At 57.2% G+C, this 25,273-nt stretch carries 29 protein-coding genes, 1 tRNA gene and 1 pseudogene; 15 read left to right on the forward strand and 16 right to left on the reverse strand.

The window, feature by feature from the left end; genetic code table 11:
* The first annotated feature begins 44 nt into the window (after positions 1 to 44).
* The gene (locus tag DHN10_RS14165; RefSeq protein WP_159087006.1) at positions 45 to 251 is read left to right on the forward strand and encodes a hypothetical protein; all 207 of its coding nucleotides are present in this window, start codon (positions 45 to 47) and stop codon (positions 249 to 251) included.
* Here the strand turns inward: DHN10_RS14165 and DHN10_RS14170 are convergent.
* On the reverse strand, positions 248 to 1,087 hold the full coding sequence (locus tag DHN10_RS14170) for an AAA family ATPase (protein WP_108815990.1): 840 nt from the start codon (positions 1,085 to 1,087) through the stop codon (positions 248 to 250). The genes DHN10_RS14165 and DHN10_RS14170 overlap by 4 nt on opposite strands.
* A 180-nt stretch (positions 1,088 to 1,267) precedes the next feature.
* Here DHN10_RS14170 and dksA point away from each other — a divergent pair, with 180 nt between their 5' ends.
* The gene (dksA, locus tag DHN10_RS14175; protein WP_108815991.1) at positions 1,268 to 1,690 is read left to right on the forward strand and encodes an RNA polymerase-binding protein DksA; all 423 of its coding nucleotides are present in this window, start codon (positions 1,268 to 1,270) and stop codon (positions 1,688 to 1,690) included.
* Positions 1,665 to 2,834, forward strand: a complete 1,170-nt coding sequence (locus tag DHN10_RS14180) for an FAD-dependent monooxygenase (RefSeq protein ID WP_108815992.1) — start codon at positions 1,665 to 1,667, stop codon at positions 2,832 to 2,834. The genes dksA and DHN10_RS14180 overlap by 26 nt, the downstream gene beginning before the upstream one ends.
* Before the next feature lie 177 nt (positions 2,835 to 3,011).
* On the opposite strand, the pseudogene DHN10_RS14185 reads toward DHN10_RS14180, so the two are convergent.
* The 5 genes and pseudogenes from DHN10_RS14185 to DHN10_RS14215 form a co-directional block, all read right to left on the reverse strand.
* Positions 3,012 to 4,316, reverse strand: a pseudogene (locus tag DHN10_RS14185) (PepSY-associated TM helix domain-containing protein).
* Between the two features lie 323 nt (positions 4,317 to 4,639).
* Complete coding sequence (locus tag DHN10_RS14195; RefSeq protein ID WP_108815995.1) at positions 4,640 to 4,960, reverse strand: hypothetical protein; 321 nt, start codon at positions 4,958 to 4,960, stop codon at positions 4,640 to 4,642.
* A 57-nt stretch (positions 4,961 to 5,017) separates the two neighbouring features.
* The gene (gene xth, locus DHN10_RS14200) at positions 5,018 to 5,818 is read right to left on the reverse strand and encodes an exodeoxyribonuclease III (RefSeq protein ID WP_108816083.1); all 801 of its coding nucleotides are present in this window, start codon (positions 5,816 to 5,818) and stop codon (positions 5,018 to 5,020) included.
* A 450-nt stretch (positions 5,819 to 6,268) separates the two neighbouring features.
* Positions 6,269 to 7,384 carry a Hint domain-containing protein gene (locus DHN10_RS14210; protein WP_234417141.1) on the reverse strand — a complete coding sequence of 372 codons (1,116 nt, stop codon included), beginning with the start codon at positions 7,382 to 7,384 and terminating at the stop codon, positions 6,269 to 6,271.
* A 289-nt stretch (positions 7,385 to 7,673) separates the two neighbouring features.
* Positions 7,674 to 8,000 carry a HesB/IscA family protein gene (locus DHN10_RS14215; protein WP_108815996.1) on the reverse strand — a complete coding sequence of 109 codons (327 nt, stop codon included), beginning with the start codon at positions 7,998 to 8,000 and terminating at the stop codon, positions 7,674 to 7,676.
* A gap of 76 nt (positions 8,001 to 8,076) precedes the next feature.
* Between DHN10_RS14215 and DHN10_RS14220 the strand changes: the two genes are divergently transcribed.
* The 9 genes from DHN10_RS14220 (at position 8,077) to DHN10_RS14260 (ending at position 16,908) form a co-directional block, all read left to right on the forward strand.
* Positions 8,077 to 9,249: a deoxyguanosinetriphosphate triphosphohydrolase gene (locus DHN10_RS14220; RefSeq protein ID WP_108815997.1), complete on the forward strand. Its 1,173-nt coding sequence runs from the start codon at positions 8,077 to 8,079 to the stop codon at positions 9,247 to 9,249.
* On the forward strand, positions 9,239 to 11,071 hold the full coding sequence (locus tag DHN10_RS14225; RefSeq protein WP_108815998.1) for a cation:proton antiporter: 1,833 nt from the start codon (positions 9,239 to 9,241) through the stop codon (positions 11,069 to 11,071). Before DHN10_RS14220 ends, DHN10_RS14225 begins: the two co-directional genes overlap by 11 nt.
* Positions 11,072 to 11,136: 65 nt before the next feature.
* Positions 11,137 to 12,876 (forward strand): arginine--tRNA ligase, encoded by a 1,740-nt coding sequence (gene argS / locus DHN10_RS14230; protein WP_108815999.1) that lies wholly within the window; start codon positions 11,137 to 11,139, stop codon positions 12,874 to 12,876.
* A gap of 60 nt (positions 12,877 to 12,936) precedes the next feature.
* Positions 12,937 to 13,797, forward strand: coding sequence for an SPOR domain-containing protein (locus DHN10_RS14235; protein WP_108816000.1), 861 nt, complete (start codon positions 12,937 to 12,939; stop codon positions 13,795 to 13,797).
* A 6-nt stretch (positions 13,798 to 13,803) separates the two neighbouring features.
* Entirely contained in the window at positions 13,804 to 14,787 is a 984-nt protein-coding gene (locus tag DHN10_RS14240) for a glycoside hydrolase family 3 N-terminal domain-containing protein (protein ID WP_108816001.1), read from the forward strand.
* A 6-nt stretch (positions 14,788 to 14,793) separates the two neighbouring features.
* On the forward strand, positions 14,794 to 15,588 hold the full coding sequence (locus tag DHN10_RS14245) for a segregation and condensation protein A (RefSeq protein ID WP_108816002.1): 795 nt from the start codon (positions 14,794 to 14,796) through the stop codon (positions 15,586 to 15,588).
* Positions 15,581 to 16,228, forward strand: coding sequence for an SMC-Scp complex subunit ScpB (gene scpB, locus DHN10_RS14250; protein ID WP_108816003.1), 648 nt, complete (start codon positions 15,581 to 15,583; stop codon positions 16,226 to 16,228). The genes DHN10_RS14245 and scpB overlap by 8 nt, the downstream gene beginning before the upstream one ends.
* Before the next feature lie 38 nt (positions 16,229 to 16,266).
* Complete coding sequence (locus DHN10_RS14255; RefSeq protein ID WP_159087007.1) at positions 16,267 to 16,467, forward strand: hypothetical protein; 201 nt, start codon at positions 16,267 to 16,269, stop codon at positions 16,465 to 16,467.
* A gap of 126 nt (positions 16,468 to 16,593) precedes the next feature.
* Positions 16,594 to 16,908, forward strand: coding sequence for a hypothetical protein (locus DHN10_RS14260; protein ID WP_108816005.1), 315 nt, complete (start codon positions 16,594 to 16,596; stop codon positions 16,906 to 16,908).
* A gap of 26 nt (positions 16,909 to 16,934) precedes the next feature.
* Here the strand turns inward: DHN10_RS14260 and DHN10_RS14265 are convergent, their stop codons facing one another.
* From DHN10_RS14265 to DHN10_RS14300, 8 genes are all read right to left on the reverse strand, one after another.
* Positions 16,935 to 18,014: a 2'-deoxycytidine 5'-triphosphate deaminase gene (locus DHN10_RS14265; protein ID WP_108816006.1), complete on the reverse strand. Its 1,080-nt coding sequence runs from the start codon at positions 18,012 to 18,014 to the stop codon at positions 16,935 to 16,937.
* Between the two features lie 62 nt (positions 18,015 to 18,076).
* Positions 18,077 to 18,153, reverse strand: a tRNA-Pro gene (locus DHN10_RS14270).
* Between the two features lie 55 nt (positions 18,154 to 18,208).
* A complete protein-coding gene (locus tag DHN10_RS14275) occupies positions 18,209 to 18,763 on the reverse strand; it encodes a MerR family transcriptional regulator (protein WP_108816007.1) in 555 nt (184 codons plus the stop codon).
* Positions 18,764 to 18,766: 3 nt separating this feature from the next.
* On the reverse strand, positions 18,767 to 19,069 hold the full coding sequence (gene ihfA / locus DHN10_RS14280) for an integration host factor subunit alpha (RefSeq protein ID WP_108816008.1): 303 nt from the start codon (positions 19,067 to 19,069) through the stop codon (positions 18,767 to 18,769).
* 100 nt (positions 19,070 to 19,169) lie between these two features.
* Entirely contained in the window at positions 19,170 to 20,141 is a 972-nt protein-coding gene (locus DHN10_RS14285; RefSeq protein WP_108816009.1) for a beta-ketoacyl-ACP synthase III, read from the reverse strand.
* Positions 20,142 to 20,143: 2 nt separating this feature from the next.
* A complete protein-coding gene (gene plsX, locus DHN10_RS14290; RefSeq protein WP_108816010.1) occupies positions 20,144 to 21,268 on the reverse strand; it encodes a phosphate acyltransferase PlsX in 1,125 nt (374 codons plus the stop codon).
* A 20-nt stretch (positions 21,269 to 21,288) separates the two neighbouring features.
* Positions 21,289 to 21,495: a 50S ribosomal protein L32 gene (gene rpmF, locus DHN10_RS14295; protein WP_108816011.1), complete on the reverse strand. Its 207-nt coding sequence runs from the start codon at positions 21,493 to 21,495 to the stop codon at positions 21,289 to 21,291.
* Positions 21,496 to 21,659: 164 nt separating this feature from the next.
* Positions 21,660 to 22,175 (reverse strand): YceD family protein, encoded by a 516-nt coding sequence (locus DHN10_RS14300; RefSeq protein ID WP_234417142.1) that lies wholly within the window; start codon positions 22,173 to 22,175, stop codon positions 21,660 to 21,662.
* A 113-nt stretch (positions 22,176 to 22,288) separates the two neighbouring features.
* Between DHN10_RS14300 and DHN10_RS14305 the strand changes: the two genes are divergently transcribed.
* Positions 22,289 to 22,765, forward strand: a complete 477-nt coding sequence (locus DHN10_RS14305; RefSeq protein ID WP_108816013.1) for an outer membrane protein assembly factor BamE — start codon at positions 22,289 to 22,291, stop codon at positions 22,763 to 22,765.
* Between the two features lie 117 nt (positions 22,766 to 22,882).
* On the opposite strand, the gene DHN10_RS14310 is transcribed toward DHN10_RS14305, so the two are convergent.
* The gene (locus DHN10_RS14310; protein WP_108816014.1) at positions 22,883 to 23,746 is read right to left on the reverse strand and encodes a DMT family transporter; all 864 of its coding nucleotides are present in this window, start codon (positions 23,744 to 23,746) and stop codon (positions 22,883 to 22,885) included.
* An 81-nt stretch (positions 23,747 to 23,827) separates the two neighbouring features.
* On the opposite strand from DHN10_RS14310, the gene DHN10_RS14315 reads away from it, so the two are divergent.
* Positions 23,828 to 24,085 (forward strand): hypothetical protein, encoded by a 258-nt coding sequence (locus DHN10_RS14315; protein WP_108816015.1) that lies wholly within the window; start codon positions 23,828 to 23,830, stop codon positions 24,083 to 24,085.
* A gap of 1 nt (position 24,086) precedes the next feature.
* Entirely contained in the window at positions 24,087 to 24,701 is a 615-nt protein-coding gene (locus tag DHN10_RS14320; RefSeq protein ID WP_108816016.1) for a LysE family translocator, read from the forward strand.
* 87 nt (positions 24,702 to 24,788) lie between these two features.
* On the opposite strand, the gene msrB is transcribed toward DHN10_RS14320, so the two are convergent.
* The gene (msrB, locus tag DHN10_RS14325) at positions 24,789 to 25,181 is read right to left on the reverse strand and encodes a peptide-methionine (R)-S-oxide reductase MsrB (RefSeq protein ID WP_108816017.1); all 393 of its coding nucleotides are present in this window, start codon (positions 25,179 to 25,181) and stop codon (positions 24,789 to 24,791) included.
* Positions 25,182 to 25,273 lie beyond the last annotated feature (92 nt).

Below are 25,273 nucleotides of genomic sequence, written 5' to 3' on the forward strand. Positions count from 1 at the left end.
CGCTATCTCATCAGCAGGCTTCAATGCGTATATCGGAGAGAGCAATGCAAAATCAGATGATGATAGGTGGCTACAGCACCCACCGCGCGCCAAAAGAGGCGCTCTTGATGGTGTTCTGGGTGGTTGCACTGGTTGGTTTGGGGTTCTTGATCGGGACGGCGCGCGTGACGCTGCCAGTTGAAAGCGAACGCATCCTACCTGCGGAAACCACGACTGAAGACTGGCACGGCAATGTGCGCCGGTCGCGCTAACCTCCGCGCCGCGCCATAAACGCCAGACGCTCGAATAAATGCACGTCCTGCTCATTCTTGAGCAGGGCGCCATGCAATTTCGGCAGCGCATTCGCCCCGTCACGGTTGAGGTCTTCGGGGGACAAATCTTCGGCCAAAAGCAGCTTGAGCCAGTCCAGCACTTCTGACGTCGATGGCTTCTTCTTGAGCCCGGCTGTGTCGCGGACTTCGTAGAACTGGGTCAGAGCTGTGGTCAGCAACTGCTCTTTGATGCCAGGATGATGGACCTCGACAATCTGGCGCATGGTCTTGATATCAGGAAAGCGGATGTAGTGGAAAAAGCAGCGGCGCAGGAAGGCGTCGGGCAGTTCTTTTTCGTTGTTGGAGGTGATGATCACGATAGGGCGGTGGATGGCCTTGACGGTCTCACCGGTCTCGTAGACGTGGAATTCCATCCGGTCGAGCTCCTGCAACAGGTCATTTGGAAACTCGATATCGGCTTTGTCGATCTCATCAATCAAAAGCACGACTTTGCCCGCAGCCCCAAAGGCCTGCCAGAGTTTGCCCTGCTTGATGTAGTTGCCCACGTCATGCACCCGCTCGTCGCCCAACTGGCTGTCGCGCAAGCGGCTGACGGCGTCGTATTCATAAAGACCCTGCTGGGCTTTTGTGGTGGATTTGATGTGCCATTCGATCATTGGCAAACCCAGCGCGGCACTGACCTGACGGGCCAATTCAGTCTTGCCCGTGCCCGGCTCGCCCTTGACCAGCAGCGGACGCTCAAGCGTCACAGCGGCGTTCACGGCCATGGTCAGATCATCGGTGGCGACATAACTGTCTGTGCCGGTAAATTGCATCGCTTTTTCCCTTACATTTCCGCGGCAACCTAGCAGGTCATGCATGATCATCAACACCCCGCGATTGAGGCAAAATGAGGGGGTGACACCCGTGACGTTGCGGAGTAAACCCGGCGCCAATTAGGGAGTTAAGGCCCGTAGGGTGAGCCAAGCGAGGTCGAGAGCATTAAGGGTATGACTATGAAAGCTGAAGTTTTTCTCGCAGATGACTATCGCCCGGCCGATGATGAGCCATTCATGAACGAGCGGCAGACCGAATACTTTCGCCGCAAGCTTCTGAGTTGGAAGTCAGATCTGATGGAAGACAGCCGCGATACTGTCGCTGGCATGAAAGACCAAACCCGCAATATCCCAGACGTCGCTGACCGCGCCTCCGAAGAAACCGACCGCGCGCTTGAGCTGCGCACCCGCGACCGCCAGCGCAAGCTGGTCAGCAAAATCGACTCCGCCTTGCGCCGCATTGACGAGGGTGAGTACGGCTATTGCGAAATCACAGGCGAGCCGATTTCTCTCAAACGGCTCGATGCCCGTCCAATCGCGACAATGAGCCTTGAGGCACAGGAACGCCACGAGCGCCGTGAGAAGGTTCATCGCGACGAATGAGCATAACAAAGGCCGCGACGTTGCCATCATCGGCGGCGGCATCGGCGGCCTGACCGCGGCGCTTGCCTTTGCCCGCAGCGGCGCAGACGTTACCGTTTACGAACAGGCCGCCGCGCTCACTGAAGTGGGCGCAGGCCTGCAAATCACACCCAATGGTGCGCGCGCGTTGAACGCTTTGGGGATCGACAAAGCCCTCGCCGCCACTGGCCTTGTCGCGCAGGCAGTTGCGCCAATGGACGCGTTGTCGGGTCAACGCATCACCCGCTTTGATTTGTCCACCCAAACCCCACAATATCGTTTTTTCCACCGGGCCGCCCTGATCGACATACTGGCGCGCGGCTGTGCGGCGGCCAATGTGACCGTCCGATTGGGGATGCGTATCGTTGATCTGCAAGCGGATGGGTCTTTTAGTGTGGACGGTGCGCGGGTCAGGCCGGACCTGACAATTGGCGCGGATGGGCTGCACTCGGTCGTGCGGTCGCACCTGAACAAACCCGCCGCACCGTTCTTTACCGGTCAGGTTGCATGGCGGGCGATGATCAAGACCGATGCCGCGCCGCCGGTCGCCCGTATCTGGATGGCACCCGGTCGGCATATGGTCACCTATCCGCTGTCAAAGGACCGACTGAACATCGTTGCAGTGCAGGAACGCATCGCCTGGGCCGCCGAAGGCTGGCACCATGCCGATGATCCGGGCAACCTGCGTCAGGTCTTTGCCGATTGCAGCTGGGAGGTGAAATCCATTCTGGGTGCAGTGGAGAATGTGAACCTCTGGGGGCTGTTCCGGCATCCTGTGGCGCCCAACTGGCATGTCGGATCAATTGCGATATTGGGGGATGCAGCGCATCCGACGCTGCCGTTTCTGGCCCAAGGGGCGAACCTCGCGATCGAGGACGCCTATGTTCTGGCGCGCTGTTGTGGGGAGGCATCGTCGGTAGAGGCCGGGCTGAAGGCCTATCAGGGGCTACGTCGGGCGCGGGTGGTCAAGGCGATTGCAGCGGCCAACAGCAATGCGCGGAACTATCACCTGTCAGGTGTGCCGCGGATGGTCGCGCATACCGGGTTGAGGGCGATGGGTGCCGTGGCGCCGGGTGCGTTTTTGGGTCGGTTGGCGTGGCTCTATGATCATGATGTGACTGGGTGAATGGCTGCTTTGAGCCTTTACTGATCGGTGCTGCAGGATGGACGAACGACAGCTTTTACGATGTGGTTCAGTAAAACCGGGTATTTGATTGGGCAAAGAGCAGTGCGCCACATCTATCTGGGCTATTGGACGTTATTTTCAAATGTGGGCGGCAGACGATCCTGCCGCCCAAGTCGGTTACGTCGTGGGGTGGCTTTGGAACCATCCCAAACGCTTGAACAGAGCCCAATCAAGTAGCAGCGCCACGATCAGTGACACACCGACCAGCGGGAACAGGATGCAAAGCCCGATGACCAAGACGATCATGCCAGTACCAAGCGAGGCCCCAGGGGCTGCAGGGACGCCCAATGATCCGGCTGGGCGCCGCATCCACCAGGCCACGAAACCCGACACAGACAAGACCAACGTTAAGATAACCGCCAATGTGTTTTGGGCGAGGTTCAGCCAGCCGTAAAGCTCACCTTGGTGAAACGAGATGCCTTGTGACACCAACCGCGCCAATCCGGGGTTATCTGCAAAATCCTGCCGCTTGAGCACATCACCGGAGTATTGATCTACAATCAGTTCGGTCTGCTCCGCCCGGTTTACACTGGCTGATCGGATCCAATAAGCGGCATCGGCGTCCTTTGGTGGCCGGGTCTCATATGGGGCAACAAGCCCTTCGGCCTTTGCCACGGCAAAGACCTCTGCGTAAGGGATCGGCACGCCTTCCGACGCGGTGGAATTGGGTACATCGCCGCCAAACCGCAAGCTATTGGATTTGGTGCCGGTCTGTTCTTGCACCAGACTCAACCCACCGCCCCACACGTCCGTCCATGGCAGGCCCGCCACGATAATTGGGACAACAAGAACGGCCGCCAAAATGCCGGTGAACAGGTGTGTTTGCCGCCAGAAGCTGCGGCCTTTGCCGCTGGGCGGTGTAAAAGCCTGTTTTACCGTCCGCTGCCCGCGCGGCCACCACAGATAAAGCCCGGTAATAAACATCACGATCGCCCAATGCGCGGCAAGTTCGACGAATTTGGTGCCCACATCGCCCAACAATAGTTCTCCGTGGAATTTGCGCAGAACCCGCATCGCGGTTTCATCACGCGGTTGGGTGGCGAGGACTTCAGCAGTGTAGGGATCAATCCAAGCATAGCTTCGGATCTTGTTGGCGTCGTCTTAAGTGACAAGGGTTGCGCGCCCCGGCTGATCTTCAATCTCGATGCCGCGAATACGGGTCACCTCGGCGGTGTCGGCAAGGGCGGCAAGCTGCGCCTCGTAGGGTTGTCGTTCAGCGCCAACAGCGACGTTAAGCCGGTCCGCGTAGAGCACTTCTTCAATTTGCGGTTTATAAAGATAAATCCCGCCAGTGATGGCGAGCATGGCCATAAAGGGAAGCACATAAAGCGAGGCAAAAAAACGCCATTTCCATACGAGGCGATAGAAGGCACCATCGGTCATTTTCGACGCCGTGGGTGCCGATGCCGTTGCATCAGTCATTCTGAGAGTCCTGTGGTTTTTTGATTTTGGTGTAACAACAACTTATGGTAGATTGCTGGATGAGGTGGAAACCCGTATATGCAATTGGACGGAATGGTTGTCACCCAGAAATCTTGGGTGATGCGCTCACCAAAGCATGCGCGCCGAAGCTGCTATTTGAGTGCGAATACAGGTGATTTTAAACACCTTGCACGCGCGCTATATCGGACTTTTTTCTAAGCGGATCCAGGTTGCGGGGGCAAATTAGCATTGCAGCCGTTGAATGATGTAGTTTCAAGGCCTGGTTCGTCCCGCTGTGCTGACAATTGCCAGTCCCTGCGCTGCTACCAATTCCGGCTTGCCAGATGCGTCACCTTTTCCAGCACCTCATGGCTGCGCCAATCGACACGATAGATCTCTTCCTCAATCCGCATATAGACCCAGCCCTCACTGACCGTGGGCAGGCCATAATAGCGTGCGTTCATCAGCATAGAGTATTTACCGCGCTCAAGCGTCTGCCCAATCGCGACCGGGTCGGGTTCCGGCACCAGCGGTTTGGGGACGGCAACACAAGCGGTGCCTGCCACGGCGATGCGGCATTGCGCCGTGACTGCTGCGGGCAGGAAAACCAAAAGCGCTGTCACCAATAGCAATTTGTTGAGCATGAAGATGCTCCCCGATCATTGTTGCCGCTTGCTTGAGTGGCTTTGAATATCAGGGGTTCAGGCCGCCAGGTCAACCCAGACGGGGACGTGGTCAGAGGGTTTCTCCCGCCCGCGCACGTCCTTTTCGATCCAGCAATCGTTCAATAGATCGGCGCATTGCGGGGTGAGAAGGAAGTGGTCGATGCGGATGCCGTCGTTCTTGTCCCAAGCGCCAGCCTGATAATCCCAGAACGAATAATGGCCTGCACCGGCCTGACACGCGCGGAAGGCTTCTGTAAGACCAAGGTTCTGGATACGCCGGAACGCATCGCGGCTTTCGAGGCGGAAGAGCGCGTCATCGGTCCAGACTTCGGGGCGGGCGGCGTCTTCGGGCTGGGGGATGATGTTGTAGTCCCCAGCAATTAGCGCTGTTTCTTCTGCCGCCATCAACTCGGATGCGCGGGCGTGCAGGCGTTCCATCCAGCGCAGCTTATAGTCGTATTTTGGCCCCGGTGCGGGGTTACCGTTGGGCAGGTAAAGACCGCAGATGCGAATTGCTTTTTCGCCCACAACCGTTGCTTCAATATAGCGGGCCTCGATGTCATCCACGCCCTCACGCCCGGCCCCTGTCGCGCCGGGCAATCCGCGTGTGACGTCTTCCAATGGCAGCTTGGACAGCAGGGCAACCCCATTAAACCCCTTCTGGCCATGGGTTTCGACGTTATAGCCTTTGTCCTCCAACACCTCGCGGGGGAAATTCTCATCAACTGATTTGATCTCTTGCAGGATGGCAACATCGGGCTGCGCCTCATCCAGCCAATCCGTCAGCGCGCCGATCCGGGCCTTGATGCCGTTGATGTTGAATGTCGCGATTTTCATGGGCCGGCCCTTCTTGTGCTTGGCTTTGGTTGTGGCCAAGGGCCGACCAAAACGCAACCTTTCCCTCACGCGGACGCGTGCAATCTGCTAGGGTAAGGCATTGCCCAAGGGAGATTGCCTATGATCCGCTCCGACGGCGGCATCACGGCTCGATCAGCATGCCAACCGCTGCTTCATGCATCGCGCGATCTGGGATTATTGGCCGGAAGTGCGTAAAGGGCGGCGTGTCACCGTAAAGGGTGATCGGCCGGTTTAGGGGGCATTGACTGCGCTTTTCTGGGAGGAACGATAAGACATATTGTGTGAGAGGGCGATTTTCAAATCAGCTTGTCCGCATGTTGGGCGTACGGACAAAGCACCTTTTCACTGTGCAAGCGCCAAGGACTGGTTCCGGAAGGTGAACTGAGAAACAGGATGTTTTTGCACCAACCAACGCCCGCAGTTCACTTTTCACATTGAGCAAAACAACGGTTTGTTGTTCGCCTGATGTCGCTGAACCAGCTGTTTCATCATCCTGCCTTTTTCCGGTATATGGCGAGCAGAAACCGGCTTGAAGTCTGCGCTGCATATCTCTGGAAATAGTGATTGTATTTCTACACGTGCATCAAGGGAGACGGCCTTCAGCGCTTCTGGCCCTAAATGCAGGCTTTCTGTTGAAGCACCATTCGACCAAATGACCTCGTGGTCATCAAACAGGATATGCCAATATTCAACACCATCAGGGCTGTCTTCTGATATTTCAACGCCGCTCAATGAAAGAAGCTTGTTCGCAGGAATCAGAACATCTCTGGAATCAAACATCCGCATAGCAATCACAGACGACACAAGAACACGGTGCTGTGGCGATACAATCAAATCCTGCTTAGGATATCCGGCTCCCAATGCGTCTGCGCGTATTACTATGGGTTTGAGTTTAGGGTTAGCCTGTAGCTGGCTCTGACTTAAATCGCAGGAACCAATCCAGCGTATTGGTTTATAGCCATGGTCGTAGGTGTGCACCTGATCTTCAATTTGCAGGTCCTCTACGCGTACTGGTCCTTGCAAAGTTTCGATCATTGTTCCCGAAGCAAAGCAAGGTACGTCCGTAAAATCGCCACTTGCGTTTGTGGGTCCAGTCACAATTTGATCCACGACGATCGTATTTGGACCACTCTCGTTCCAAGCCGCATCAATCGCTGCTGTATTTACAGATAGTCCGTTAAAAAGCTCAAGCGGTTCGAGTGGCCCATTATCTGTTTTGGCGCCAGAGAGTGTGACAGTACCGTCTGGGTCAACCTCCAAACGGAAAACCGAACCACCGTTCGTGTTTTCAAGTTGCCAAATGGCTGGTGTATCGGCCTCATACATATCACCATCAGAAAATCGGACGGTTTGGCCAGCGGTTGCAGGCGCTTGGAACTCCAGTTCATTTGGTGCTCCGGCAGGCCCGCCGACAAACAGGTCAACACCATTGATTTGAACACTGAGGCTGTTGTCCAGCGTGATGAAGTCGATGACAAAGCCACCACCTGGTGTCGTATCTGTGAATGTAGTGGAATCGCCGTCGTTGATGCTAAAAGTTGGCACTAGTTGGATACCTTGTCGTCTTCGAAACTAAATACAGAACTTAACTGTTGATCATCTGGAGCCAGATTGCCGTAGCAATTGGGTCCGGTGTGCGCACTGAGTAAACTCTCTATGCCGATCGACAACCCCTTTTTTTGGAACAAGTGGAGGGGGTCATATTTTCATCACCAACAACCCGAGCTGTTGTCGGGCACTTTTGGCCTCAACTACATTTCCGGACCTTCGTGCGTTGCACATTGGGCAGATCGGGCTCTATGCAGCCATTGCAGTCTACAACAGCCCAGCCTGCCTACATCGAGAAAGACGTCCCGCAGCCGCAGGATGACGTGGCATTTGGGTTGTTGATCACAAAGCGTGCGCCGATCAGTTCTTCGGCGAAGTCAATCACCGCATCTGCAAGAAAGGGCAGGGACACGGAATCAATCACGACCGTCTCGCCGTGTTCCGACAGGACCAGATCGTCGTCTTTGGCCTCATCCAGATCAATTTCATACTGAAACCCCGAACAGCCGCCGCCTTCGACCGCGACCCGCAGGGCTTTGCCTTGGGCGGATGCGCCGATCTCGGCCAGACGCTCAAACGCGCGCGGGGTCACTTTGGGGGGGACGGTGAACATCGGCTAGACCTATCGGTTCTGTTACTGTTCCAATATAGGTGTGTCAGGCAAACACGACAAGACAGGCAAGATAACAATGGCAGCGCCATATGCGACCGACCCCGCGAACCCGCGCGGGCGGCTTTACGCGGAAGAAGAAAGTACCTTCCGTTCGCCCTTTCAGCGCGACAGGGACAGGATCATCCATGCAAGCGCCTTTCGGCGGCTCAAGCATAAGACCCAAGTGTTCATTGAACATGAAGGCGATTATTTCCGCACCCGGCTGACCCATTCGATTGAGGTCGCACAGGTGGCCCGCACTGTGGCCGCTGCTTTGGACCTGAATGTGGAACTGACCGAGGCTGTCGCCTTGGCCCACGATCTGGGGCATACACCGTTTGGGCATACCGGTGAAGAGGCGCTGGATGCGTTGATGCAACCCTACGGGGGCTTTGATCACAACGCGCAAGCGCTGCATATTGTGACCAATCTGGAACGGCACTATGCCGAATGGGATGGGCTAAACCTGACATGGGAAAGTCTTGAAGGCATCGCCAAGCATAATGGCCCAGTGACGGGACATATCCCTTGGGCGCTTGCGGCATACAATGCCCGCCACGATCTGGAACTGCACACCCATGCCAGTGCCGAAGCGCAGGCGGCAGCACTGGCCGATGACATCGCCTACAATAACCACGATCTGCACGACGGGCTGCGCGCCGAATTGTTCAGCACCGATGAACTGGCCGAAATGCCAATCCTGCAGGATTGCTTTGCCCGTGTGGATGCCAAATACCCAGACCTGAACTATTACCGCCGCAGGCATGAGGCGCTGCGCCGCTTCTTTGGCATCCTTGTCGAAGATGTGATTACCGTCAGCCGCCGCAACCTGACGGAGCTGGCCCCGGCATCTGTGCATGACATCCGGCACGCGGGCCGCATGATGGTGCAGTTTTCGCCAGAACTTTGGACCGATCTGAAAGTCATCCGAAAATTCCTGTTTGAACGGATGTATCGCGCGCCTGCGGTTGTCGAAATGCGGGTTGTTGTCACCCAGATGATCAACGATCTGTTCCCGTTTTTCATGAACAACACCAATGAGTTGCCCAAGCAATGGCGCAAGGACGTGGCCGATGCCACGGACGCGGTGGCCTTGGCACGTATTGTGGCGGACTATATTGCTGGGATGACCGACCGTTTTGCCATTCAGGAACATAAGCGTCTGATTGGTGGCGAAAAGATACCAGCAGGAGTGATCGATGGCAGTTGAAACCGCAGCAGGAGCGATGCAGCCCGCGATGGCAATCGCATTGGTGGGCGCGCTGGGTGTGGGGTCGCAATGGCTGGCCTGGCGGCTGCGGATGCCCGCGATTGTGCTGATGCTGGTGGCGGGGGTGCTGGTGGGGCCGGTCTTTGGTGTGTTCGACCCCGCGCGCGACATCGGGCCGTTGATGGCGCCGATCATCTCAATTGCGGTGGCGATTATCCTGTTTGAAGGCGGGCTGACGCTGAACTTTCATTCGTTACAGGACGCGGCCAAAGGCGTGAAACGGCTGGTGTTTATCGGCGCGCCGCTGGGCTGGCTGACCTCGGCGCTGGCCTTGCGCTATGGCGCTGGTCTGAGCTGGGAAAGCGCGGCCGTCTTTGGTGGCATTATGATTGTGACCGGGCCAACCGTGATCGCCCCATTGCTGCGCACTGCACGCCTGTCCAAACGCCCGGCGGCCTTGCTGCAATGGGAGGCGATCGTAAACGATCCCATTGGCGCGTTGGCGGCTGTCCTTGCGTTTTCGGTCGTTCTGGTACTGAACACCGCCACAACATTCAGTGCTGCAATGGTGGAACTGCTGATTGGGATCGTAGTGGCCACACTCCTTGGCGTGGCCGCAGGTTGGGGTCTGGCGCGTGCTTTCAAACGCGGCGCAGTGCCCGAATACATGAAAGTGCCGGTGCTTTTTGCTTTGCTAGTCGCGGTCTTTGCCGTCTCTGACATGGTGCTGCATGAAAGCGGACTGCTTGCCGTGACGATCATGGGCATCGTGATCGCAAATGCGAACCTTCCCAGTTACGAGGAACTGCGCAGGTTCAAGGAACATGCGACCGTTTTGTTGGTTTCAGGTGTATTTATCTTGCTGGCAGCGGGCTTGGATGTTGACGCGCTTTGGGGCCTCGACTGGCGCGCGCTGCTATTTGTGGCGTTGGTGATTTTTGTTGCACGCCCCCTGACGGTGCTGGTGTCATTGCTTGGCTCCGGCGTGCCGTGGCGCGAACAAATACTGGTGGCATTCACCGGGCCACGCGGCGTGGTCTTAGTGGCAGTGGCAGGTCTGTTCGGTGACCGACTGTTGAACCTTGGGTTTGCGGATGCGGGCCTGATTGCGCCGCTCGCCTTTGTCTTGGTGTCCTTTACCGTAGTGCTGCACGGTTTCACGCTCAAACCCTTTGCCCGTTGGCTGGGGCTGACCGGCGCGGACACGCCGGGTGTTGTGATCATAGGTGGGTCAAACTGGACGACCGCCTTTGCCGAAGCGCTGCAAAAGGCGGAAATCCCGGTGCTGATGACTGATCCGAACTTTGGCCACTTGCGGGCGGCACGCACGGCAGGGATCAGCACATTCTCCGGCGATATCCTGTCCGAGGCGGCAGAGCAGCGGGTGGAACTGGTCAGCTATGCGACCATCGTCGCCGCGACTGACAATGACGCCTATAATACGCTGGTGGCAACTGATCTGGCCCCGGAATTCGGACGCGACAACGTCTTTCAGGTGATGCGCGAAAAGGGCGATAGCGCGCGCCATCAACTGCCGCGCACCTTGGGCGGGCGTTGGTTTGGGCCTGAAATGACCCACGACGGATTAGAACGATTGATCCGCGAGGGCTGGGCCTTCCGCACGACACGGCTGAGCGAGGAATTCTCGGCTGAGGATTGGCGCGCGGAACACCCCGAGGCACATCTGGTCGCAAGGATTGCACCCAATGGGACGATCAAACTGATCCGCAAGGATGAAGACGTGAACCCCGCGCCTGACGTGCGTCTGATCGCTTTGTGCCCGCCAGAGGGTGCGACAGACGGGCAAGCGCCAGCGAAATAGGTTTTTCTGTTGCCCTGCCCATGTAGGGTGGTAAACCGCCAGAACACTTAATCTGGACCGATCCGATGAACCTTTTTGCCGATATTCGCGCCTTGGTGCTGAACTGCCTTGACCAATTGGTCGCTGAAGGCACGCTGCCCGACGGCCTTGCCACCGCTGCTGTGTCGGTCGAACCACCGCGCGATGCAGCCCACGGTGATATGGCAACCAACGCCGCGATGGTGCTGGCGAAGCCTGCAAAAATGAACCCACGGGTGATTGCAGAGGCGCTGGCGGCCAAGCTGCTGGCCGATCCGCAGGTTGCGGTGGCAGAGGTTGCAGGTCCCGGTTTCCTGAACATGCGGCTGGTGCCGCAGGTGTGGCAAGGTGTGGTCAAGGCCGCGCTGACAGACCCGACCTATGGGCAATCCACGCTGGGGCAGGGCCAAAAGATGATGGTCGAATATGTCTCGGCTAACCCCACGGGCCCGCTGCACGTCGGCCACACGCGTGGTGCTGTATTTGGCGACGCGCTGGCGCGGTTGCTGGACTATTCTGGCTTTGACGTGACCAAAGAATACTACATCAATGATGGCGGCGCGCAGGTCGATGTGCTCGCCCGGTCAGTGTATCTGCGGTACCTGGAGGCGCACGGGCAAGAGGTCGCATTTGAGGATGGCACCTATCCCGGCGATTACCTGATCCCGGTGGGCAAGGCGCTGAAGGACAAGGTTGGCGACGCTTTCGTCGACAAAGGCGAGCAGTTCTGGCTGGAAGACATCCGGGAATTCGCAACCGAAGCGATGATGGATCTGATCCGCGAAGACCTCGCCCAGCTTGGCGTGACCATGGATAACTTCTTTTCCGAAAAGTCGCTCTATGGCACTGGTTTGATTGAAAAATCCATCGCAGAGCTGGACGAAAAAGGGTTGATCTATCGTGGTGTGCTGGAACCACCCAAAGGCAAGATGCCAGAAGATTGGGAACCACGCGAACAGACCCTGTTCAAATCCACCGAACATGGCGACGATGTGGACCGGCCTGTGCAGAAATCGGACGGGTCATGGACCTATTTCGCGCCCGATATCGCGTATCACTACGACAAGGTGCAGCGCGGCTTTGATCAGTTGATCGATGTCTTCGGGGCCGATCATGGTGGTTATGTCAAACGGATGAAGGCCGCTGTTTCAGCGCTGTCAGATGGCAAAGTGCCGCTGGATGTAAAGCTGACGCAACTGGTGAAGCTGTATAAAAACGGCGTGCCGTTCAAGATGTCCAAGCGGGCAGGGACCTTTGTCACCCTGCGCGATGTGGTCGATCAGGTTGGGGTCAACGTGACCCGGTTCCACATGCTGACGCGCAAGAACGACGCGCCGCTGGATTTTGATTTCGACAAGGTGCTGGAACAGTCCAAGGACAACCCGGTGTTCTACGTCAACTACGCCTATGCGCGGGTGAACTCTGCTGTGGGTAAGGCGGGGGCATTCACTGATGTGTCTGACGCAACGTTGGCGGGCGTAGACCTGTCTGGTCTGACGCATGACGCCGAATTGACGCTGATCAAAAAGCTTGCTGAATGGCCCCGGTTGGTCGAAATCGCAGCCAAGGGGCACGAGCCGCACCGGATCGCCTTTTACCTCTATGATCTGGCCTCGGATTTCCACGCGCTTTACCACCAAGGCAACGCGGATGAGGCGTTAAGGTTCGTGCAAGAGGGTGACTCAGATACCACACAGGCGAAAATTGCCCTGATCCGGGCCGTAGCAATTGTTATTTTGCACGGTTTGGGTATTCTTGGTGTCACTCCGGCGGAAGAGATGCGCTAACGCACGATCTGCCGGTTTGAGCAAACGACGACCCCGCAAAGGGGCGCGCGAGAGGCGAAGATGGCAGTATACGATCAGGGGTTCGCCCCTGCGGCAGGTGTGCCGCGTGTTACCAATTTAGTGAATTTTGCAGGGGCTGCGATGTCGCTGGCCCTGATCCTTGGCGTTGGGTTCTGGGGGTACAAGCTGATCGTGCGTGACGTCAGCGGCATCCCTGTGGTCCGCGCGATGGAAGGCGATATGCGCGTGCTGCCCGACAATCCCGGCGGCGCAGTTGCAGCCCACACCGGATTGGCCGTGAACGAAGTTGCCGCAAGTGGCGAGGCAGGTGCCCCTGAGGATACGCTGGTTCTGGCCCCGCGTACCGCTGGTTTGGCTGCCGAAGATCTTGAGGCGCAACCTGTTGCTGCAACGCCTGCAGCTGCCCCAGTGGTCGAAAATGCCGTCCCGGCAGATGAGATCGCGGCATTGGCCGCACAGCTTGCATCAATTGCTCCGGCCACAACGCCCGAAAGCACACCCGCTGCGGTGAACCCCGATGCTATTCCAGCAACCGTGCCCGGTGTGGCCGCATCCCCGCGTCCAACGGTGCGGCCTGCGCGCTTTCAGGTGCCTGCAACGACAGCAACGCCTTCAAACGAAGTTGCCGTCACAACCACGTCTTTCCCCACCGGCACCGATCTGGTGCAACTGGGCGCATTCCAATCCCCAACCCTTGCCGCGCAAGAATGGGAGCGTCTGCAGTCCCGCTTTGGCCAGTTGATCGCAGATCGCGCGCATTTCATTGAAGTGAGCAATCAAAGCGGCGGCACATGGTACCGTCTGCGGGCTAGCGGCTTTGACGATCGGGCCGATGCGCGCCGCCTATGTGCTGCATTGCAAGCCGAAGGGGCCAACTGCATCGCTGTGGTGGTAAACTAAGTGCCTATGACAGCTGCGATTTTTGGCTCCGAGGGGCCGGAAATCACCGCATGGGAAAAAGGGTTCTTTGCCGAAACACAGCCCTTTGGTTTCATCCTTTTTGCCCGCAATATCGACAACCCCAACCAACTGCGCCGCTTGACAGCGGCCCTGCGCGAGGCCGTGGGGCGTGATGCGCCAATCCTGATTGATCAGGAAGGCGGGCGGGTGCAACGCATGCGCAGCCCACATTGGCGCGAATACCTGCCCGCACTTGATCAGATGGCGCAGGCCAGTGACCCGCTGCGCGCGCAATGGATCCGCAACCGGTTGATCGCGGCAGAGCTGCGCGACGTGGGGATCGATGTGAACTGTGCGCCCCTTGGTGATATCGCGGATGCGACGACGCATCCGGTCTTGCAGAACCGTCTTTATGGTTACGATGTTGATACGGTGATTGCCGCGGCCCGCGTCTGTGCCGAGGCGCATTTGGCGGGCGGCGTCTTGCCTGTGCTCAAACATATTCCGGGGCTTGGTCGGGGCTCTTTGGACAGTCACCTTGAACTGCCTCGCGTAGATGCTTCGCACGCCACGCTCGCCGCCCGCGATTTTGCGACGTTCAAGGCGCTTAACGACCTGCCTTTGGGCATGTCCGCGCATATCGTCTTTTCCCAGATTGACCCAAGTGGCCCGGCCACAACATCCGCTACAATGATGAAACTGATCCGCGAAGAGATCGGTTTCGATGGCCTTTTGATGACGGATGATTTGTCGATGGAGGCGCTTTCGGGCACCGTTGGTGAACGGGCCATCGCAGCCCGCAAGGCGGGATGTGACCTGATCCTGCATTGCAATGGGAAAGCCGGAGAGATGGTGGAAGTCGCTGATGCGGGCGGTCATATGTCAGCGGTGGCCATGCAACGCGGCAAACGTGCGCTTGCCATGCGAAAACCCCCTGAAAATATTGACATCCCGCGTCTGGAAGCAGAGTTTGAAGCGCTACTAGGCTGAGGGCAGATGCAAGGCGAAGAATTCCAAGAAGACACGACCAGTGTCAGCGCGCGCGTGGCCGCTGAGGCTTTGATCGTGGATGTGGGGGCTTATGAAGGCCCGCTTGATCTGTTGCTGACCTTGTCACGCACGCAGAAGGTCGATCTGCGGCAAATTTCCATTCTGGCACTGGCCGAACAATATCTGGCCTTTGTCGAACAGGCCAAGCGTTTGCGGCTGGAATTGGCGGCTGATTATCTGGTGATGGCTGCATGGCTGGCGTTTCTCAAATCCCGCCTGTTGCTGCCGCCCGATCCATCCGAGGAAGGCCCTTCAGGCGAAGAACTCGCCGCACATCTGGCGTTCCAACTGGAACGGTTGGAGGCGATGCGCAATTCCGCAGCCAAACTGATGGCGCGCGACCAGCTGGGCCGTGATTTCTTTGCCCGTGGGATCACCGAAGACGTGCAGCGCGTGCGCAAGGTGACTTACACCGCCACATTGCTGGATCTGATGCAGGGTTATGCCCGTATTCGTACCCGCGATGATTTCCGCCCCTTCGTGATGGACCGTCAGCACGTCATGACGATGGAGCAGGCGCTGGAACGGATGCGCGGGCTGATCGGCTTTGCCGGTGATTGGACCGATATCCACACCTATCTGCCCGATGGCTGGGACGCTGACCCGCAACGCCGCCGTTCAACGACGGCCTCGACCTTTGCCGCGTCTCTGGAACTGGCCAAAGAGGGCAAGATTGAAATCAGGCAGGGTGAAAGTTTCGCCCCCATCCAAATTCGCAAGAAAGTCCCCGGTGATGAGTAAACCGCAAACACCCGCCAACGACAGCCTGTTCGAAGCACCCCCCATGGGCGAGCAGGAACGCATGGTTGAGGCGATTCTTTTTGCCACTGCTGACCCGGTGTCGATCACCGAACTGACCGGGCGCATGCCCCACGGCTGTGACCCAGCAGAGGCGCTGGCAAACCTGCGCAAGCGCTATGAAGGGCGCGGGGTGAATATCGTCAAGGTGGGTGATGCTTGGGCGATCCGCACGGCGGGCGATCTGGGGTTCCTGATGCAAAAGGAAACCGTCGAGACCCGCAAACTATCCCGTGCGGCGATCGAAACATTGGCCATCGTGGCCTATCACCAGCCGGTGACGCGCGCCGAGATTGAAGAAATCAGGGGCGTCAGCGTCAGCCGTGGTACAATTGATCAGTTGATCGAGCTGGAATGGATTCGCTTTGGCCGTCGCAAGATGACACCGGGGCGGCCTGTGACCTTTGTGGTCACATCGGGGTTCCTTGATCACTTCGGGCTAGAGAATGCCCGCGACCTGCCGGGGCTGAAAGAATTGCGTTCTGCCGGCCTGCTGGAAAGCCGCCCACCGCCGGGGGCCAATGCTCTGGGCGATGCCGAAGAGGACGACGATGAAAACCAAAGCGAGATGTTTGAAGAATAGTGTTCTGTCATCATGTCGCAGAACAAGGAGAGGATCGCATGAACGTTGACAGACTGATCCAGATGATGATGCGCAAGCTGATGCGCAGCGGGATCAACAAAGGCATTGATCTGGCCGCACGTCAGGGCAAAGCGCCCGAGGACATGACACCACAAGAGCGTGAGCAGGCGAAATCCGCCAAGCAGACCGCGCAGAAGGCGCAAAAGGGGATGCGAGCCGCGCGTCGGTTTTTGCGGTAGAGGCACATTTGCGCAGGGGTTTGCCAGCTGCGCAGGACTTTGCTGCCGTCGCTAGTTTCCGCCAATATTCAGCCACACGCACAAACTACGTTGCTACAGACAAATTTCTCAGAACCGAGAAGTGATATGGCTGAAATACTTGAACTCATCTTGGCGTTTGTGGCTGTTGCCATCTACGGCACCGAAGAAAAACCAAAGCACCCAATATGGAGAAATAGCGTTCGGACTGTCGCTTTTACAGGCGTTTTGGTCTCCATCGCTAGCTTTCTGAATGTGTTCGGCTCTTTTGAATTTCCGCTCTTCATAACGCTCATTTGGGCAATCTGCTCGCTGCTAGTGATATCCGCAGAGTACTATGTAGGCTCAAAGAAAGTTTGCTTGGCGGCCTTCATTGTATTTCCGATTTGGTTGGTAATTGTGCTTTTGGTAGAAAATCAGTGACGCCACTCTGGGCTCAAACCAGCCATTCACCCCCGAAAGTGCTTGGACAGCTTCAACCCTTGCCCCTGATAATTCGACTTGATCTCGCGCCCATAAAGCGCTGCTGGCATGGCCGCCATATGTTCATATACCAAACGGCCCACGACTTGCCCGTGCTCCAGCACAAAGGGGGCTTCGTGGCAGCGCACCTCTAGCACACCGCGTGATCCGGCGCCGCCTGCCTCGGCATAGCCAAAGCCGGGGTCAAAGAACCCCGCATAATGCACCCGGAATTCACCGACCATCGCCAGATAGGGGGCCATTTCGGCGGCTTGCATGGGGGGGATCACAATCGCTTCGCGACTGACCAAAATATAGAAGGCACCCGGATCAAGGATGATCCAACCGTCCTTGGCATGCACTTCTTCCCAAAACTCGGTCGGGTCGTAGTGATCCAGTTTGGACAGATCGACAACGCCGGTGTGCGGCTTGGCCCGGTAGCCAACCAAGGTGCCCTTGGCTGGGCGCAGATCGACAGAGAAACCCAATCCGTCAGAGATCACAGGATCGCCCGACACGATGGGGTTTTGCGCGTGCAGGGCGGCCAATTCCTCGTCCGACATCAGGGTCTTGCCTTGGCGAAAGATGATCTGGTTCAGCATCTGGCCGGGCTGCGCCACAACAGAGAAAGAGCGTGGGCAAATCTCGACATAAAGCGGGCCGTCGTACCCTTCGGGCACGCGGTCGAATTCGACGCCATGATCGGTGATAATACGGGTCAGCAGGTCAAGACGCCCGATAGAGGATTTCGCACTGGCAGCAGCGGTCATGCCTTGGGGCAGGGACAGCCGTTCCATCAAGGGCGCGACGTAGACGCAGCCCTTTTCAAGGACTGCACCGCCTTCTAGCGGTACCTCGTGCATTTTGAAGTCATCCAGGCGGTCTTTGACGGTGCGCTGACGTCCGGCAAGGAAGGATGCACGCACGCGGTAGGCCACATCACCAAGGCGTAGGTCAAGTGACGCGGGTTGAACCTGACCGTCGGTGACAGGCTGATCCGACGCAATGCGCCCCTCTGCGATCATCTCGCGGATCTGGTGGTCGGCCAGGACGCCTGTTGTGTTCATCTCATCCCCCCTTGGGATACAAAAACGCCCGTCGTGCGGTTGCACTGACGGGCGGTTATGTTTGGTCGGGCTAGCAGGACTCGAACCTGCGACCTTCCGTCCCCCAGACGGACGCGCTACCAGGCTGCGCCATAGCCCGACTGGCCGCGTTCATACCCCAAATGCGCGCAAGGGCAAGCCCGAAAAGCACTGATTTAGGCCTCCTGCATCCGGGTGCGCAGGTTTTCAAGGCGCGCCAGAAGCGGCGCGATCTGGGCAGCGCGGTCTTGCAGGGCTGCGGGATCAATCGGCGCACGGCCGATCAGACGGGCAGGCAGATTGGGCAGGCCTGCGGGGGGCAGGGGCAGGTCGATCTTGATCTTGGGCTCAACCGGTGGGCCGTCCAGCGGAAGATCAGCCTGAGAGGGGACGACAGGTGCGGGTTGCGGCTTGGCTTTGACGGCTATTTCGATGGGCGACAGGTCCGCGTCACCGGTCATCGAAGGGCCAAGCCCCGCCACATGTTTGACGCCTTTTTCGCGCAACAGCTTTTGGGTGCCTTTGATGGTCAGACCATCTTCGTGCAGCAACTTTTTGATTCCGCCCAACAAATCCATGTCGGTAGGGCGATAGTAGCGGCGGCCGCCAGCGCCTTTGACGGGTTTGATCTGGGTGAACTTGCTTTCCCAAAAGCGCAGCACATGGGTTGGGGTGTCCAACCACTCTGCGACTTCACTGATGGTACGAAAAGCGTCTTTGGCTTTGGCCATGACCTAGCGTTTGTTCCCCGCCGCCACGCGTTCTTTCATCAAGTGCGACGGGCGGAACGTCAGCACGCGGCGGGGGTGAATTGGGACCTCCTCGCCGGTTTTGGGGTTACGGCCCACGCGGGCCGCCTTTTCGCGCACCGAGAAGGTGCCAAATGATGAAACTTTTACGGCCTCTCCAGCAACCAGCGCGTCAGACACATGACTGAGCACACTTTCCACCAGATCTGCACTATCGTTTCTGGAAAGCCCAACTTGCGAATGAACCGCATCTGCCAGGTCCATCCGCGTTAAAGTCTTATCAGTCATCAAAAAACCCCTCACAATTAGCGCAGAGCATATGCGCCAGCCAAATTCAGAGTCAATAACAACGGCTTGGCCAATGACGTTAACAATCCGTTTCCAGCGATTACCAGCGGATTACCACGGCCCCCCAGGCCAATCCACCGCCGATTGCCTCGGTCACGACAAGATCCCCTTGCTTGATCTGCCCGTTTGCGACCCCCGTTGAGAGCGCCAAGGGAATCGATGCGGCCGACGTATTGCCGTGATCTTGCACGGTCACGATGACGCGCTCCATCTCAACCCCAAGCTTTTTCGCGGTTGATTGGATGATGCGGATATTGGCCTGATGGGGCACAACCCATGTCACATCGTCAGGGCCCAGCCCGACCTTTTCCAGCGCGGTATCGGCAGTTTTCGCCAGCTTTTCGACAGCGTGACGGAATACCTCTTTGCCTTCCATACGCAGCATGCCGGTGTTCTGTGTCGAGACACCGCCATCCACATAAAGCAGGTCCCTATAGCGCCCGTCCGAGTTCAGATCGGTCGAAAGAATCCCCCGATCTGAGGTATCACCATCGCCTTCTTCGGCTTCGAGAATCAGCGCGCCCGCGCCATCCCCAAAAAGCACGCAGGTCGACCGGTCCGTCCAATCCATGATCCGGCTGAATGTCTCGGCACCGATGACCATCACGCGGTCAGCCTGACCGGACATGATCAGTGCGTTGGCATTGGACAGGGCGTAGACGAAGCCAGCACAAACCGCTTGCACATCAAAGGCATAGCCGCTGGTGTTGCCGATATTGTGCTGCACCATGGTGGCCGCAGAAGGGAATGTCAGGTCAGCAGTAGAGGTCGCAAGGACAATCGCATCGATGTCTTCGCCTTCCATGCTTGCCATGGCAAGGGCCGCCTTGGCGGCGTTGGTGGCAAGGTCCGATGTTGTCTGACCCGGTGCCGCGAAATGCCGACGCTCAATGCCAGAGCGGGCTTTGATCCACTCGTCTGACGTTTCAAGCGTTTTTTCGAATTCGGCGTTTGGAACTACACGTTCGGGCAGGTAATGACCAACCCCTTTGACGACTGCGCGACGCATCATGCCTATTTGCCCGTTTTTGTTTTGAGACCCGCTGTCTCGCTTTCTTGTCCCGCATCTTGGGCAAGCGAAGCGGCCGATGCAACCCGTGCGGCGAGTTTATCGGAAAATCCGCTTTGCGCGAGGCGATACGCCAAATGCAATGCCGCTGCCACGCCTGTGGCGTCAGCCGATCCATGGCTTTTGATCACGGTTTGGTTCAGCCCCAAGAACACACCGCCATTGACCCGACGCGGATCAATCCGCTTGCGCAGACTGCGCAATGATCCACGGGCGAGCAGGGCACCCAGCATGGACCAAGGGTTCTTGAGCAAGGCGCCGCGCAGAAATTCGCTGATCAGCGTGGCGGTGCCTTCGCCGGTCTTCAGCGCGACATTTCCGGTAAAGCCGTCGGTCACGATCACATCCACCATATCCGAAGGCAGATCGCCGCCTTCGACAAAACCGACATACTCAAAATCACCAATGACAGCCGCATCGGCGATCATTTCGTGGGCGACCTTCAATTCGGCGCGGCCTTTGTGTTCTTCTGTGCCAACATTCAGCAGGCCAACGCGGGGACGGGCGATATCAAGGCCGTTGCGGGCGTAAGACGCACCCATCAGCGCATAGGTCAGCAAATCATCCTGATCGGCGCGGATGTCAGCGCCCGCGTCCAGCATTACGTTAAAGCCGGAGGGGTTGCGCGAGGGCCAGAGGCAGGCAATGGCGGGGCGGTTCACACCTTCGGCCTTGCGCAGGCGCAGCATTGACATGGCCATCAGCCCGCCAGTGTTGCCGCAACTGACCGCAACCGCTGCCTGATTGGCGCGGACGGCCTCGATCGCGGACCACATTGAGGTTTTCTTGCCGTTGCGCAGCACATGGCTGGGCTTGTCGGTCATTTTGACGACTTCGGCGGCGTCGTGAATCGTCACACGATCAGTGATGCCCTGTTTGGCGACAAGCGGTGCAAGCTCTGTCTGAGGGCCGTGCAGAATCGCGTGGGCGTCAGGTTTGTCACTCAGAAACTTCGAAAGGCCCGCAACAACAGTTGCAGGCCCCTGATCTCCGCCCATGGCGTCAACGGAAAGCACTTGACTGGCAGCATGTCCCTGCATCGGAGCGGTGTCCGTCTGGGGTGTTGTCATGCCAACAGGGCCTTCAGTGCTTAAGCAGCGTCGTCGTCGAGGTCGATTTCGGTAGTGTCTGCGATCACTTCGCGTGTCGCATAATGCCCGCAGGAGGGGCACATGTGGTGAGGGCGCTTCAGCTCACCACAGTTGTCACACTCGTTGGGGTTTGCCGCGACCAGTGCGTCATGTGCGCGCCGGTTGTTGCGGCGGGATTTGGATACTTTGTTCTGCTGGACAGCCATGTCTCAACCCTATGATATAAAGGGCCGTGGCCCAGATTTCTTTCGTGTCTGGCGGGGTCCTACGCCATTGTGGCAGCCCTGTCGAGACACGATGTAAAAGAGGCCGCGAACATACTGCGATTCCCTTGATGTGCAACCCTTTTTCGCCTGCGTTGAACGCGCCGTCATTCGCCTTTCTTTTCAAGGCTTTCGCGCAGTGATTGCAGCCCTGCAAAGGGCTTTGCATCCTCATCACGCATCGGGGCCACACCGGGGGCGGCGAACACTGCCTCACCCAGATTGGCATTTGCGGCGCGTGGATAAAGCGGCAGGGCAAGCGCCAGCGCCTCGATCATGACCTGCGCCAGATCAAGCGTGGCGGGCAGCGGTTCGCGATTTTCATCCGCGGTCATTTCAACCTCTGACGCATCTGGTTCTTCTACTTCTGCGATATAGGCACGGTTGAGCGGCTCATCGATCCGGGTCGTGACCGGGTCAAGGGTGACCACGCAGGCCTGAACCACAGTTGCCCCAAGGATGGCCTGCAACTGCCAATCGGTTTTGCCCTGCGGTGCGAGCGTGCCGACAAAGCGCAGCTTCTTGATGCCAATGATCCCAAGTTCCGCCGCAACGGCCTTGCGTTCATCGGCCGTGGGCTCAACCGCGAATGTGGTCGCCTTTCGTGTGGCAAGATCAGACAAACGTAACTGTGATTTGGGTAGTTGAGGCAAAGCAGCTTCCATTCTTGAACCGGGGCGGGGGGTGCTGTATCGGGGATAAAAGGCGCGCGGCGCCAAGGCAAGAGGGCGCAGGAATGAGTGTGAAGACAGGCCATTGGCAAAATACCCTGCGTATGTTGGGGATGGTCGCCCTTGTCGGCGCAACAACCGCCTGCACCCCGATTGACCGTTTTCACGGTTTTATCCCACCCACAGAAGAGATCGAGACGCTACAGGTCGGGCAATCCAGCAAGGATGAAGTGATCGCGCTGTTTGGCACGCCGATTGCCGATCGCGGTCTGCAGAACAACACGATCTACTATGCCGCCAGCCACTTCCGCAACTTCGGCCCCTATGCGCCCGAGGAAGTGAGCCGCGAAGTTCTGGCGATTGATTTCGATGCAAACGATCGGCTGCGCAACGTCGCCAGCTACACGCTGGACGACGGGCGTGTGGTGGTACTTGACCGCCGGGTGACCGAAGACGGCATCAACGACGTGACTTTCCTGAGCCAGCTTTTGGGATCACTGGGCCGGATTGATGCAGGTCAGTTGCTGGGTGAAGACGGGTAAAGTGATGCTGCCGCGGAAAAGGTAGGGCTCGCTGAGGTTCACTTTGGTCGGGTTAAGGGTCTTTTGTGCGAACAAAACTGCCGTCTGAACTGTGACATTCAATGTCCGTTTTAGGTCTTAGTGAGCAGACGGCCGCAGTTGCTCACGTCGGAATATGTAGATGGATGACCCGATGATGATGCAAGCTCCGAGAATCGTATAGCTGTCGGGTCGTTCATTGAAGAGAACAAACCCCAAGACGGCTGCGTAAATCAATTTGCTGTACTCGATATTGCCGACAACGCTTGCTTCCCCAAGCCGCAAAGCAAGAACACCGACCCACTGCCCCAATGTTGCGAGAACACCCATCGCAAGCAGGAAAACCCACCCAAAGAAATCCGGTGTTACCCATAGCCACATCAATGGGATGCCCGCCAGAGCACCGACAAACACAGATTGATACACCAGTAAGGTTGCTGTGGATTCAGTCTGCGAGAGTTTCCGAACCGAAGTTACTGCGACCGCTGCACCTGCCGCACCAAGCAAGGGGATAAGAGTATTAACGTCGATTAGGCCTTCTACGCCCGGACGCATCACCACGATCACACCGATGAAGCCGACAATGACTGCTCCAATCCTGTGCGCTCCGACTGGTTCCTTCAGGAAAACCAATGCCAAGAGTGCAACAAACAACACCTGTGCGAACCCAAGCGTGGTTGCCATAGATAAAGGAAGAACAGAAACGGCCCAAATTCCGCAGGATAGTGCTGTGAATGCACCGATCAAACGCGCTGCATGTATGCCCGGTCGCTGAGTCTTTAGGCTCTCGGGGAACGATTTTGATATGTCAGGCAGCGAAGACAGGAAGACGACCATCTGCCTGAAAAAAAGGATTTGCAGAACATGGTAGTCAACCACAGCCATCTTCGCCATTGCGATCACCACTGCAAAAAGCGCGGCAGCGAGTAGCGCCCAGAGAATTCCTTTGGTGTTGTCTGACATGAAGACGGCCCTTGAATTAGGTAAGGTGCGCCGGTACCAAAGTACCAATTCGATGTAAAGGCCAACAATTGGAGTCAAAAAATGACCAAATCCACGAAAAAGGTCGAGCGAGTTCAAACGGGGGTTCGAATTGAAAAGCGCGTGCTCAAGGTGCTCAAATCCATCGCGGCTCGCAACGAAATGGGTCTGGGTGATCTGATTGAAGGGGTCGTGCTGCATAGCTTTGAAGGCAAACCACCCTTTGACGCTGAGACAATGGATTTTATTTCTCAGATGAGAACGGCTTACAACTTAGAGCTTACAGCGGAGGATAGTCATTTGCTGTCCGAGGAAGAATGAGATGTTTGATTGGAGTTTTGTCGTATTTGTAGGCGCACTTAGTATCGCCGCATTTTCGCCCGGACCCGGTCTTGCCGCGTTGGTCGCAACGGTCCTTGCAAATGGTGCGCGCAAGTCTGTTTGGTTTTGCGTTGGTATCGTTTTTGGTGATCTGATTTGGCTCGCCCTATCACTCAGTGGGTTAGCCATGATCGCGCAACAGATGCCGTTTGTGTTTTCTGTCATCAAGTGGGCAGGCGTAATCTATCTGGTCTATCTGGCAATTGGTTTGTGGATGAACACGAAAGATGCTGCTCAAATTTCAACAAGATCAAGGGAACGAGGTGCATTCGCACGGGTTTTATCTGGGCTTTCGATTACAATGGGCAATCCTAAGGCCATGCTATTCTATCTGGCGCTGTTGCCGAGCATTGTGACGCCCGAAAGCTTGGATGCTCAAATGGTGGCGGCTTTGTCTGTGGCTGTGATCATTGTCCTCGGCACCGTGTTGGCGGTTTACCTATATGCCGCTGATAAAGCGAGGAGTGCGATGACCAGCAGTCAGTCGATCAAAACCTTTAACCGCATTACAGGGACAGCTTTGGGCGGTGCTGCGGCCTGGATCGCCACCAGATAGCTGACATTCGTGCGTCACGCAGCATTCGGGCATGATGGATTCAAACCAACCATTCCCACCACAGTACACGCGCGCAAACCGCTGTAACTACTCCTCCGCCTCAAATTCCAACGCCACCCCATTGATGCAATACCGTAACCCTGTCGGCTGTGGCCCATCAGGGAAAACATGTCCCAGATGCGCCTCGCAGCGGTTACAATGCACCTCGGTCCGTTTCATGAAAAAACTGCGGTCCACGGTTTCGCCGACTTGTTCGGCATCGACAGGCTGATAGAAAGACGGCCATCCGGTGCCGCTTTCGAACTTTGCCCCTTGATCGAATAAGGGTGCACCACAGCACACACACATGTAAGTGCCTGGTTCCTTTGGGAAATCCTCATGCGTGCCGGCCCGTTCGGTCCCATGTTTGCGCGTGACCTTATAGGCCATATCGGAAAGCTGCGCGCGCCATTCGGCATCTGTTTTGATGATCTTATCCATGGGTCGTGGTGTCCTTTCTAAGTGCTCTATCCAGAAATAGGGCAGCGTGGCCTATTCTCCAAGAGAAGCTGCCATGACATTCCCGCGACGCT

This window comes from Loktanella sp. Alg231-35 (assembly GCF_900143545.1).
Lineage (GTDB): Bacteria > Pseudomonadota > Alphaproteobacteria > Rhodobacterales > Rhodobacteraceae > Yoonia.

Bases quoted from the DNA above. Each gene is read 5' to 3' on its own strand.
- rpmF (WP_108816011.1), bottom strand. From the start codon at position 21,495: ATGGCTGTCCAGCAGAACAAAGTATCCAAATCCCGCCGCAACAACCGG.
- dksA (WP_108815991.1), top strand. From the start codon at position 1,268: ATGAAAGCTGAAGTTTTTCTCGCAGATGACTATCGCCCGGCCGATGAT.
- DHN10_RS14165 (WP_159087006.1), top strand. From the start codon at position 45: ATGCAAAATCAGATGATGATAGGTGGCTACAGCACCCACCGCGCGCCA.
- DHN10_RS14220 (WP_108815997.1), top strand. From the start codon at position 8,077: ATGGCAGCGCCATATGCGACCGACCCCGCGAACCCGCGCGGGCGGCTT.
- DHN10_RS14195 (WP_108815995.1), bottom strand. From the start codon at position 4,960: ATGCTCAACAAATTGCTATTGGTGACAGCGCTTTTGGTTTTCCTGCCC.
- DHN10_RS14240 (WP_108816001.1), top strand. From the start codon at position 13,804: ATGACAGCTGCGATTTTTGGCTCCGAGGGGCCGGAAATCACCGCATGG.
- DHN10_RS14255 (WP_159087007.1), top strand. From the start codon at position 16,267: ATGAACGTTGACAGACTGATCCAGATGATGATGCGCAAGCTGATGCGC.
- DHN10_RS14170 (WP_108815990.1), bottom strand. From the start codon at position 1,087: ATGCAATTTACCGGCACAGACAGTTATGTCGCCACCGATGATCTGACC.
- ihfA (WP_108816008.1), bottom strand. From the start codon at position 19,069: ATGACTGATAAGACTTTAACGCGGATGGACCTGGCAGATGCGGTTCAT.
- DHN10_RS14275 (WP_108816007.1), bottom strand. From the start codon at position 18,763: ATGGCCAAAGCCAAAGACGCTTTTCGTACCATCAGTGAAGTCGCAGAG.
- DHN10_RS14225 (WP_108815998.1), top strand. From the start codon at position 9,239: ATGGCAGTTGAAACCGCAGCAGGAGCGATGCAGCCCGCGATGGCAATC.
- xth (WP_108816083.1), bottom strand. From the start codon at position 5,818: ATGAAAATCGCGACATTCAACATCAACGGCATCAAGGCCCGGATCGGC.
- DHN10_RS14215 (WP_108815996.1), bottom strand. From the start codon at position 8,000: ATGTTCACCGTCCCCCCCAAAGTGACCCCGCGCGCGTTTGAGCGTCTG.
- DHN10_RS14235 (WP_108816000.1), top strand. From the start codon at position 12,937: ATGGCAGTATACGATCAGGGGTTCGCCCCTGCGGCAGGTGTGCCGCGT.
- DHN10_RS14285 (WP_108816009.1), bottom strand. From the start codon at position 20,141: ATGATGCGTCGCGCAGTCGTCAAAGGGGTTGGTCATTACCTGCCCGAA.
- DHN10_RS14320 (WP_108816016.1), top strand. From the start codon at position 24,087: ATGTTTGATTGGAGTTTTGTCGTATTTGTAGGCGCACTTAGTATCGCC.
- DHN10_RS14260 (WP_108816005.1), top strand. From the start codon at position 16,594: ATGGCTGAAATACTTGAACTCATCTTGGCGTTTGTGGCTGTTGCCATC.
- DHN10_RS14265 (WP_108816006.1), bottom strand. From the start codon at position 18,014: ATGAACACAACAGGCGTCCTGGCCGACCACCAGATCCGCGAGATGATC.
- DHN10_RS14310 (WP_108816014.1), bottom strand. From the start codon at position 23,746: ATGTCAGACAACACCAAAGGAATTCTCTGGGCGCTACTCGCTGCCGCG.
- DHN10_RS14315 (WP_108816015.1), top strand. From the start codon at position 23,828: ATGACCAAATCCACGAAAAAGGTCGAGCGAGTTCAAACGGGGGTTCGA.
- DHN10_RS14305 (WP_108816013.1), top strand. From the start codon at position 22,289: ATGAGTGTGAAGACAGGCCATTGGCAAAATACCCTGCGTATGTTGGGG.
- DHN10_RS14245 (WP_108816002.1), top strand. From the start codon at position 14,794: ATGCAAGGCGAAGAATTCCAAGAAGACACGACCAGTGTCAGCGCGCGC.
- argS (WP_108815999.1), top strand. From the start codon at position 11,137: ATGAACCTTTTTGCCGATATTCGCGCCTTGGTGCTGAACTGCCTTGAC.
- plsX (WP_108816010.1), bottom strand. From the start codon at position 21,268: ATGACAACACCCCAGACGGACACCGCTCCGATGCAGGGACATGCTGCC.
- scpB (WP_108816003.1), top strand. From the start codon at position 15,581: ATGAGTAAACCGCAAACACCCGCCAACGACAGCCTGTTCGAAGCACCC.
- msrB (WP_108816017.1), bottom strand. From the start codon at position 25,181: ATGGATAAGATCATCAAAACAGATGCCGAATGGCGCGCGCAGCTTTCC.